Source organism: Streptomyces sp. NPDC055078, from assembly GCF_053607985.1.
Genome location: NZ_JBSGUP010000292.1, coordinates 1 through 9,970, shown reverse-complemented (window position 1 = coordinate 9,970; position 9,970 = coordinate 1). Strand labels below are relative to the sequence as shown.

Below are 9,970 nucleotides of genomic sequence, written 5' to 3'. Positions count from 1 at the left end.
GGACGGCCTCGAACGCGCCGAGCTTGGCGTCGACGTAGCCGTCGGCGCGGTGGATCAGGGTCCCCGGGTCCGGGCTGTACTCGGGGGCGTCCTCGTCGGCGTGACCGTCCTGGTCGAGACCCGGGCCGCGGCCGAGGAGCTTCTCCCGGCCCCGGTCGACGGACCCGATGGTCTTGTTGAGGACGACCTCGAAGTTGGCGAGCTTGGAGTCGACGTAGTCGTCGGCCTCCGCGCGGATCTCCTCGGCCTCCCGGCGGGCGTCGGCGAGGATGCGGTCGGCCTCGTCCTGCGACCGGCGCGCGACCTGGGTGTCCGAGATCAGCGAGCCGCGCTCCGCGTGGGCGCTCTCGATGATCCGCTCGGCCTCCTCCCGGGCCCGGGCGACCATCTGTTCCCGGCCGCCCAGCAGTTCCTGGGCCTGGGCCAGCGAACCGGGCAGCGCCGCCCGTACCTCTTCGAGCATGGCGAGCAGTTCGGCGCGGTTGACCACGCAGGATGCCGACATGGGCATGGACCGGGCACTCCCGATCGCCTCGACGATCTCATCGAGCTTCTTCTGCACGTCCACCGTGGTTCGCCACTCTCTGCCTGAAACGTCCGAGCCGCGTCCGCCCCATTCGGGACGGACGGGAAGACTGTACGGCCAGTCAGCGCCGGGCGACACCGGCTGATGGACCCCGTGCCCCGGGGCACCCCCACCGGGCCGCCGGGCCCGGAGGGAGTGCGGTGCCGGCGCAGGCGAGCCCAGCGAGATCCGTCAGAAGCGGCCCGGGAGGGTCACTTCTCGGCGAGGCGCCTGATCAGGGCCTCATGGACGGCCGGGGGCAGCAGATGGGAGACATCACCGCCCCACGCGGCGACCTCCTTGACCAGGCTGGAGGAGAGGAAGCTGTAGGTGGGGTTGGTGGGGACGAAGAGGGTTTCGACGCCCGAGAGGCCGTTGTTCATCTGGGCCATCTGGAGTTCGTAGTCGAAGTCGCTGACCGCACGCAGCCCCTTGACGATGGCGGGGATGTCCCGCTCCTTGCAGAAGTCGACGAGCAGCCCGTGGTGGGACTCCACCACCACGTTCCCGTAATCACCGGTCACCTGGCGGATGAGGTCCATCCGCTCCTCGACGGTGAACAGCCCCTGCTTGGATTTGTTGATCATCACGGCTACGTAGACGACGTCGTACAGCTTGGAGGCGCGGGCAATGATGTCTAGGTGCCCGTTGGTGATGGGGTCGAATGACCCCGGACAGACTGCGCGGCGCACTGGAAGTTCCTCGCTCTCCGGTCCGGTCATGGGGCCTCTTCGCACGGAGAAGCCACTTCGCAGACAGAGGCGGCGCGACCGTACCAGAGCGTTCCCTCGCCGTAGCGACGGGACCGCAGTGGCTCGAAACCGGGTGGCCAGATGAAGGTGCCGCCTCTGGTGCTGCGCTCCACGGTGACGAGCGCATCGCCTGTGAGCCAGCCCTCGGAACGGAGTGTGAGGAGGATCTCCCGAAGATCATCGTCGGTCACGGCGTACGGCGGGTCGAGAAATACCACGTCAAATGGGTCACCAGGGGCCCGGCTCGTCACGATCTGTTCCGCTTTGCCGGTACGGACCTCCGCGCCGGGCAGTCCGAGCGAACGGACGTTCTCCCGGACGGTCCGGGCGGCGCGGGCGTCGGCCTCGACCAGCAGCGCGTACGCCGCGCCACGGGACAGCGCCTCCAGGCCGACCGCGCCCGACCCCGCGTAGAGATCGGCGACCCGCAGCCCGCTGAAGGTGCCGAGCAGGGACTCCCAGCTGGAGAACAGGCCCTCGCGCGCGCGGTCGGACGTGGGGCGGGTACCGGCGCCGGGCGGCACGGCGATACGGCGCCCGCCGGCCGTACCGGCGATCACGCGGGTCATCTCGGTCCTTACTCGGGGGTGTCGGGGGAGGGGGTGGGCCCTGGGGCCGCTGGGCCCGGCGGGGTCTTTCCGGTCAGTCTCTCAGCCCTGCCGGACATCCCGCGCTCCCAGCCCCCACACGCCGGAGGGGCTGAAATGCGCGGGCCCGCCGAACAACCACCGGGCGGGCCCGGGCCCGGCACCCTTCAGCCCTTGTCGAGATAGCGCTCGCGCTCCTGGTCCAGGAGGGCGTCCAGCGCCGAGCGCAGCGCGGGGAGCGCAGCGAGCTCCGGGTCGTCGCGGACTACGGCCACGGCCTCCTCGCGGGCGGCGGCGATGATCTCCTCGTCGTCGATGACGGTGAGCATCCGCAGCGAGGAGCGCACCCCGGACTGCGCCTGGCCGAGCACATCGCCCTCGCGGCGCTGCTCCAGGTCGATCCGGGACAGCTCGAAGCCGTCCAGAGTGGCGGCGACCGCGCCGAGCCGGGCCCGGGCGGGGCTCGCCTCCGGCATCTCGGTGACCAGCAGACAGAGCCCGGGGGCCGAGCCACGGCCCACCCGGCCGCGCAGCTGATGGAGCTGGGAGACCCCGAAACGGTCGGCGTCCATGATCACCATCGCGGTGGCGTTGGGCACGTTCACCCCCACCTCGATGACGGTGGTGGCGACCAGCACATCGATCTGTCCCGCTGCGAAGCGGCGCATCACGGCGTCCTTGTCGTCCGGCGGCATCCGGCCGTGCAGCACGTCGACGCGCAGCCCGTCGAGCGGCCCCCGGGCGAGCTGCTCGGCGATGTCGAGAACGGCGAGCGGAGGGCGCTTCTCCGCCTCGTCCTCGGCGGACTTCTGCCCGGACTTCCCGGACTTCTCGTCTTCGGCATCACCGATGCGCGGGCAGACGACATACGCCTGATGGCCCTTGCCGACCTCCTCGCGCACCCGCTCCCAGGCGCGCGCCAGGAAGTGCGGCTTGTCCTGCGCGGGGACCACATGGCTGGCGATGGGCGAGCGCCCGGCCGGGAGCTGGTCCAGGACGGAGGTCTCCAGGTCGCCGAAGACGGTCATCGCGACCGTACGCGGAATGGGGGTGGCGGTCATGACGAGCAGATGCGGGGGCTGTCTGCCCTTGGAGCGCAGGGCGTCGCGCTGTTCGACCCCGAAGCGGTGCTGCTCGTCCACGACGACAAGACCCAGATCGTGGAACCGCACCTTGTCCTCGATCAGCGCATGCGTACCGATGACGATCCCCGCCTCGCCGGTCACCAGGTCGAGCAGCGCCTGCCGGCGGGCGGCGGCGCCCATGGACCCGGTCAGCAGCACCACCTTGGTGGCGCCCTCGGCGCCGCCCAGGGTGCCCCCCTCCGCCAGCGCGCCCATCATCTCCACGATGGAGCGGTGGTGCTGCTGGGCGAGGACCTCGGTGGGCGCGAGCATCGCGGCCTGCCCGCCCGCGTCCACGACGGTGAGCATCGCCCGCAGCGCGACCAGGGTCTTGCCGGAGCCGACCTCGCCCTGGAGGAGGCGGTGCATCGGGTGCTCGGTGGCCAGATCGCCGAAGATCTCCCCGGTGACCTTCAGCTGGCCGTCGGTGAGGGTGAAGGGCAGGCCCGCGTCGAGCGCGTCGAGCAGACCGCCGGGGGTGGGCCTGCGGGCCACGGCGGGCAGCTGGGTCTCCGCGAAGCGGCGCCGGGCGAGCGCCACCTGGAGGACGAACGCCTCGTCCCACTTCAGCCGCCCCCGGGCGTCCTCGATGTCCGCCTTGGTGTGCGGCCGGTGCACCTTGAGCAGCGCCTCCGGCAGCGGGACGAAGCCCCGCCCTTCGCGCAGCGCGGGCGGCAGCGGGTCGACGGCGTCCTGCGCGCGGGGCAGCACGGCGTCGACCGCCTTGGCGATCTTCCAGGACTCCATGCCCTTGCACGCGGGGTAGATCGGGATGAGCGCACCCGCCCAGGACTCGACGTCGACCGGCTCATCGCCGTCACCGCGCGGGTCGCCACCCAGCTTGGCGTACGTGGGGTGGGCGAGCTGGAGCTTGCGGTTGAACACCGACACCTTGCCCGCGAACATCGCTCTGCTGCCGGGCAGCAGCTCCTTGTGCGGCTTGTGCACCCCCCGGCCGAAGAAGACGAGCTGGAGCCGCCCGCTCCCGTCCGTGATGGTGATCTCCAGACGCTTGCCCCGGCCGCCGTTGAAGGTGTGCACCCGGGCGTCGGCGACCTGCGCCACCACGGTCACGTCCTCGTCGAGCGGCAGCTCGGCGAGGCGGGTGAGCTGGCCCCGCTCCTCGTACCGCCGCGGGTAGTGATGGAGCAGATCACCGACGGTGTGCAGGTCGAGCTGCTCGGCCAGCACCTTCGCGGTGGCTGCTCCGAGCGTCTTCTTCAGGGGTTCATCGAAGCCGGACACGCGATCCATTCCACACCACCGCACTGACAGACGCTGACAGACACTGACAGCCACTGACAGACGCGGGAACCTATGGCCAACCGCTGCCAACCGCAGTTCACCACTGTCCACCACTGCCAACGGCGGCCATCCGCTGCCATCCGCCGGTCCCTCCCGCGCGCCGCCGCCCGCGCCCGTTCCCGATCCGGCCGCACGAGTCCGCACCAGTCCGCCGCACCGGGCCCGGATCCGGCCGCACCGGTTCCGGACCAGAGCTGCCCGCACCAGTCCGCACCAAGAACTGCCCGGCCCAGAACTGACCGGAACGGCACAGATCCGTGCACTTCTGCCCGACCCCCGACCGGATCAGACCGCACCACAGCGGACCGGACCGCACCGGAACGGAAGGGCCGCACCCCACCGGGCCGCACGGGACCGGACCACCGCGAACCCGACCGAACCCGACCCGACCCGGCCTGAGCAGGAACGCGGGCCCAGCAAGATCCACCAGAAGCGGCTCAGGGCCGCGCGCGGAGCCGCCGTCGCACAGCCGGGCGAGCCAGGCGGAATCGGCGGGATCAGGACGAGAGGCCCTAGGATGGGCCGGTCTCCCCCACCTCCCACGCCGCGATCACCATTTACCCGGGATCGCCCGACCCCGCGCCGCCGCTCGTCCCCCCACCGGCGCAGCGACGATGACTTCTGAGACCACACCGCGCCCGTCCGAGAGCCAGCCGCACACCTTCCAGGTCGATCTGCGCGGCCTGGTGGATCTGCTCTCCCACCATCTCTATTCGAGCCCCAGGGTCTATCTGCGCGAGCTGCTGCAGAACGCCGTGGACGCGATCACGGCCAGGAGAGCCGAACAACCGGACGCCCCGGCACAGGTCCGTATCCACGCCGAGGGCGGCGGGCTGCGCATCGAGGACTCCGGCATCGGGCTGACCGAGTCGGACGTCCACAGTCTGCTGGCCACGATCGGCCGCAGCTCCAAGCGTGAGGGTCTGGAGTCCGCCCGCGCCGGTTTTCTGGGCCAGTTCGGGATCGGGCTGCTCGCCTGCTTCGTCGTGGCGGCGGAGATCCGGGTGATCAGCCGCTCGGCGCGGACGCCGGACGCGCCCCCCGTGGAGTGGTCGGCGCGCGACGACGGCTCGTACACCGTGCGCACCCTGCCGGGCGCCGCGCGCCCCGAGCCGGGGACGACCGTGGAGCTGACCGCCCGCCCCGGCAGCGGCGAGTGGCTCGCCGAGGAGCGGGTGCTCGCGCTGGCGCGGGACTTCGGTTCGCTGCTGCCGTACGACGTACGGGTCGGGGACACGGCCGTCACCGAGCTGCCCGCGCCCTGGGACCGCGCGTATCCGAGCCCCGCGGCCCGCCGGGTCGCGCTCGCGGGCCACTGCCACGAGCTGTTCGGCTTCACCCCGCTCGACTCGCTCGATCTGGACGTACCGCTCGCGGGCGTCCGGGGGGTGGCGTATGTCCTGCCGTCGGCGGTCAGCCCCGCCCAGCGCTCCGGCCACCGGGTGCACCTCAAGGGCATGCTGCTCACCGACCGGGCCGATGAACTCCTGCCGGACTGGGCCTTCTTCGTACGCTGTGTGATCGACACCGACTCGCTGCGGCCGACCGCGTCGCGCGAGTCGCTGTACGCGGACGAGACGCTCGCGGCCGTACGGGAGGCACTCGGCACCCGGATACGGCAGTGGCTCACCGATCTGGCGGCGGGCGACCAGGAGCGGCTCGGGCAGTTCCTCGCGGTCCACCATCTGGGCGTGAAGTCGCTGGCCAGGCATGACTCCGAGATGCTGAGCACGATGCTGCCGTGGCTGCCGTTCGAGACGACGGACGGCGGCCTTTCGCTGGAGGAGTTCGCCAAGCGGCACCCGGTGGTGCACTTCACCCGCAGTGTCGAGGAGTTCCGGCAGGTCGCCCCGATCGCCTCGGCGCAGGGCATCGGCGTGATCAACGGCGGCTATACGTACGACGCGGACCTGGTCGAGCGGCTGCCGTCGGTGCGGCCGGGCACGGCGGTGGCCGAGCTGGACGCCGACACGGTCACCGCGCATCTCGACTCCGTCGACCCGGCCGAGGAACTGGCGCTGGCCGGGTTCCTGGCCGTCGCCCGCGCCCGGCTGGACACCCTGGGCTGCGATGTGGTGCTGCGCGCGTTCCACCCCCTGACCGTGCCCGCGCTGCATCTGGACGACCGGTCGGCCCGTCATGAGCGGGCGCGCGCGGACGCGGAGGAGCAGTCGGACGAGCTGTGGGCGGGCATCCTCGGGTCGCTGCGCGGCAGCGCGCCCAGAGCGCGGCTGGTGCTCAACCATCTGAATCCGCTGATCCGCCGGATCAGTTCCCTCGACGACCGGCAACTGGCGGGGACCGCGACGGAGGCGCTGTACGGGCAGGCCCTGCTGATGGCCCAGCGTCCGCTGCGCCCCGCGGACTCGGCGCTCCTGAACCGCGCGTTCATCGGCCTGCTGGAGTGGGCGACCCACGACCAGGAGAACGGACGATGACCGCCGACCCGCTGTCCTTGCGCCAGTCCCTGCGGGACAACTACGACGAGCCCGAGGGCCCCGCGCGCAACGCGCGGGCGGAGCGGATATTCGCCGGGATCGAGCAGGCGGGCGACACCGAACTGCTCATCGACGGCCTGAACCATCTGATGCAGGTCTACAACTACAGCTCGGAAGCGGACAGAATGTTCGTCCCCTTCGCGCGGCTGCTGCGGTTGTGGGACGAGCGGCCCGGGGACTTCGACGGGCCGCGGACGCACAGTCTGTTCTGGATGTTCAAGTGGGTCTCCAGCGGAATGATCGACCAGCCGCACATCCCGCTCGCCGCCATCGAGAAGTGGCAGGCGGAGATGGAGCACCGCTACCGGCTCGCCGGTCACTCCGAGCGCGCCGTCCGCCAGGGCGAGCTGCGGATCGCGCGTCATATCGGCGACCTGGCGCGGGCGCGGCGGGCGTACACGGCCTGGCAGGCGGCCGAGCGCGACGGCAAGAGCGACTGCCGGGCCTGTGAACTGCGGACGCAGGGTACGTGGCAGGCGCATCTCGGCGGTGACGAGGAGGCGCTGACGACCTGGCGGCCGGTGCTGAACGGCGAGTTCAGCTGTGCGCATGAACCGCACGCCGTGCTCTCCGCGTCGCTGCTGCCCCTGCTGCGGCTGGGCCGGGAGGACGAGGCGCGCGCCCACCATCTGCGGGGCTACCGTCTCGTACGGCCGAACGAGTCGATGCGCGCCGCCGTCGCCCAGCATGTGGAGTTCTGCGCGCTGACCGGCAACGAGGCGCGCGGGCTGGAGATCCTGGCCGAGCGCCCGGCGTACTTCACCGACACCGGGGAGCCGAGCAGCCTGCTGGACCATCTCGCGGTGACCGCGCTGCTCACCGGCCGGCTGACCGCGCTCGGGCACGGCGAGCGCGGTCTCGCCGGGCCGGGCGGGCGCACCTGGACGGCGCGTGAGCTGGCCGCGCACGCGCGCCGGGAGGCCCTCGCGCTCGCGGCCCGCTTCGACGAGCGCAACGGCACGTCGTACGTGAGCGAACGGGTCCGGGAGCGGATGGACCGGGAACCGCTGCTGGACCGGCTGCCGCTGGGGCTGCGGACGGGGCGGCCCGCGGCTCCCGCGCGTACGGCACCGGCCCCGGCCCCGACACCGGCCCACGCACCCTCGTCTGCCGCCGCCGCACCGGCGACCGATCTGGCCTCGCTGCTGGCCGAGGCCCGGGGACTGTCCCGGGAGCAGCGGCCGGACGCGGTCGAGGCGTGGTCGGCCGTCGCCGCGGCGGCCGACCGGGAGGGCGGCGGGCTCGACGCACTCGCCCTGGCCCAGCTCGCCGAGCACCGGGGCATGGACCGCGAGACCTCGCCCACCGAGTCCGTGACGCACTTCCGCGCCGCCGCCGAGCACTACGAGTCGGCGGGCGAACCGGGCCTGGCGCTGGTCACCCGCGCCAGGGCCGCGTACGTCCTGGCCTCCGAGAACGCGTCGGCCGAGCGGTACGCACAGGCACTGGCCGAGGTCCTGGCGGCCCGCGCCGGGATTCTCGCCCGCCATACGGAGGGCACGGCCGGAGCACACGACGTGAGCCGGGTGCTGCTGTCCCGCTCCCGGGTCCTCAACACCGGGATCCATCTGGCCGATGACCCCGAAGCGGCGGTCGGCGAGCTGGCGGAATCCGTACGGGAGCTGCTGGCGTTCGCCGAGCCGCACCGCGCGGACCCGGGTGTCGGGGTCGCCATCGGCGAGGGGCTCGGCTTCCTCGGCGACATCGCCGCCTTTCGGGGCGAAGCGGCGGAGGGCGCCGCGCTGTACCGCCGGGCCGCCGAGGCCCACCACAGGGCGGGCCGCCCCTGGTACGCCGTCGAGGTGGAGTCCCGGCTCGCCGCGGTGAGCCGCCGCCTCGGCGACCCGGAGGCCGCGGAACAGGCGGCCCGGGCCGCGCTGGAGCACGCGGGCGAATACGCCGACGCCGCCGGCCGGTGCCGGCTGCACCTCCAGCTCGCCGAGTGCCTCGCCGACGCGGACAGGCCGGGCAGGCCAGGCAGGTCCGACAAGCCCGACAGGCCCGACCAGCTCGCAGCGGCGGCCGAGCACGCGCTCCAGGCCGCGCACTGGGCCGACGAGGCGGGTCAGAGCACCGGCATCGGGGCGTACGCACGGCACAAGCTGGGCGGCTTCCTGCTGCGTCTGGGGCGGGTCGACGAGGGCGCGGTGGTGCTGGAGGCCGTCCTGCCCGATCTGTCGGCGGACGACCACGGCGACGGCATGATCGTGCAGACCCTGTGGTGGCTGGGCGACTGCCTCACCGCGCTCAAGGAACCGCGCGGCGCCGCCGAGCAGTGGCTGAAGGCGGCGGACATCGCACGCGAGTGGCCCGAGCAGCACGATCACGCGATGCTGGCGAATCTGGCGGCGGAGGCGCTCTACCGGGCCGAACTCAACTCCGAGGCGGAGCTGGCCTACCGGCGCGCGGGTGAGCTGTGGCGCGGCCTGGGCGAGACCCGGGCACTGGTACGCACCCTGCGGGTCCGGGCCTGGATCGCGCTGCGCGAGGGCCAGGCGGGCGAGGACGCGGCGCGCGGACTGATGGCCTCGGCGGCCGGCGAGTGCGCCGCCGCGCTCTCCGCCGCGGCCGTCGACGCCGACGCCGACGCCGACGCCAGCCCGGAGTTCCACGACCGGCTGCTCGCCGAACTCGCCGACACCCACCGTCAGACCGGCGAACTCATCTCCAACACCGTGCAGGGCCCATCCGGACCGGCGACCCGGGCGGCCTACGCGGAGGCCATGTCGTACGCCGAGAAGGCGATCGCGGAGTTCGCGGAGGCGGGCGAGCCGTACGCCCGGGAGCGGGCGAGAGCGGAGCTGCTGGCGGGGTGGCTGGCAGCGGAACTGGACGATCCGGCGGCGGCGGGGCGGCGGGCGCGGGGCGTGCTCGGCCGCTTCACGGACGAGTCCCTCATCGACGAGGCCGAAGCCCTCCTCCGCTACGTGACCCCTACGGACCCGAGCCCCTGATCCCCGGGGGTGCCACCTGGGTGCCTGGGCGCCCGGGCCGCTGAGCCGCTGGGGGCCCCGGGCCCATGCGCAGTTGCCCCGGGTGCCCCGGCACCCGGTGGGGCTCCGCCCCACACCCCGCGCCTCAATCGCCGGCGGGGCTTGATATGCGCACCCAGTCCCGCTTGGGGCACCCCGCTCCAGGC

Annotated in this window: 5 protein-coding genes and 1 pseudogene; 2 read left to right on the top strand and 4 right to left on the bottom strand. The window is 72.8% G+C overall.

What is annotated here, in order from left to right; all coding sequences use genetic code 11:
• The 4 genes and pseudogenes from ACWF94_RS23145 to recG all read right to left on the bottom strand — a co-directional run.
• Window positions 1-568, bottom strand: a pseudogene (locus tag ACWF94_RS23145) (cell division initiation protein); the annotation flags it as partial.
• A gap of 209 nt (window positions 569-777) precedes the next feature.
• Window positions 778-1,257 (bottom strand): pantetheine-phosphate adenylyltransferase, encoded by a 480-nt coding sequence (coaD, locus tag ACWF94_RS23140; protein ID WP_453491541.1) that lies wholly within the window; start codon window positions 1,255-1,257, stop codon window positions 778-780.
• A 26-nt stretch (window positions 1,258-1,283) separates the two neighbouring features.
• Entirely contained in the window at window positions 1,284-1,886 is a 603-nt protein-coding gene (rsmD, locus tag ACWF94_RS23135) for a 16S rRNA (guanine(966)-N(2))-methyltransferase RsmD (protein WP_453491538.1), read from the bottom strand.
• 185 nt (window positions 1,887-2,071) lie between these two features.
• On the bottom strand, window positions 2,072-4,282 hold the full coding sequence (gene recG, locus ACWF94_RS23130) for an ATP-dependent DNA helicase RecG (protein ID WP_453491535.1): 2,211 nt from the start codon (window positions 4,280-4,282) through the stop codon (window positions 2,072-2,074).
• Between the two features lie 665 nt (window positions 4,283-4,947).
• Here recG and ACWF94_RS23125 point away from each other — a divergent pair.
• On the top strand, window positions 4,948-6,771 hold the full coding sequence (locus ACWF94_RS23125; RefSeq protein ID WP_453491532.1) for an HSP90 family protein: 1,824 nt from the start codon (window positions 4,948-4,950) through the stop codon (window positions 6,769-6,771).
• Window positions 6,768-9,785: a tetratricopeptide repeat protein gene (locus tag ACWF94_RS23120; protein ID WP_453491529.1), complete on the top strand. Its 3,018-nt coding sequence runs from the start codon at window positions 6,768-6,770 to the stop codon at window positions 9,783-9,785. The genes ACWF94_RS23125 and ACWF94_RS23120 overlap by 4 nt, the downstream gene beginning before the upstream one ends.
• The last annotated feature ends 185 nt before the right edge of the window (window positions 9,786-9,970 follow it).

Coding starts and splice junctions, on each gene's coding strand:
- rsmD (WP_453491538.1), bottom strand. CDS start 1,886: ATGACCCGCGTGATCGCCGGTACGGCCGGCGGGCGCCGTATCGCCGTG.
- recG (WP_453491535.1), bottom strand. CDS start 4,282: ATGGATCGCGTGTCCGGCTTCGATGAACCCCTGAAGAAGACGCTCGGA.
- ACWF94_RS23120 (WP_453491529.1), top strand. CDS start 6,768: ATGACCGCCGACCCGCTGTCCTTGCGCCAGTCCCTGCGGGACAACTAC.
- ACWF94_RS23125 (WP_453491532.1), top strand. CDS start 4,948: ATGACTTCTGAGACCACACCGCGCCCGTCCGAGAGCCAGCCGCACACC.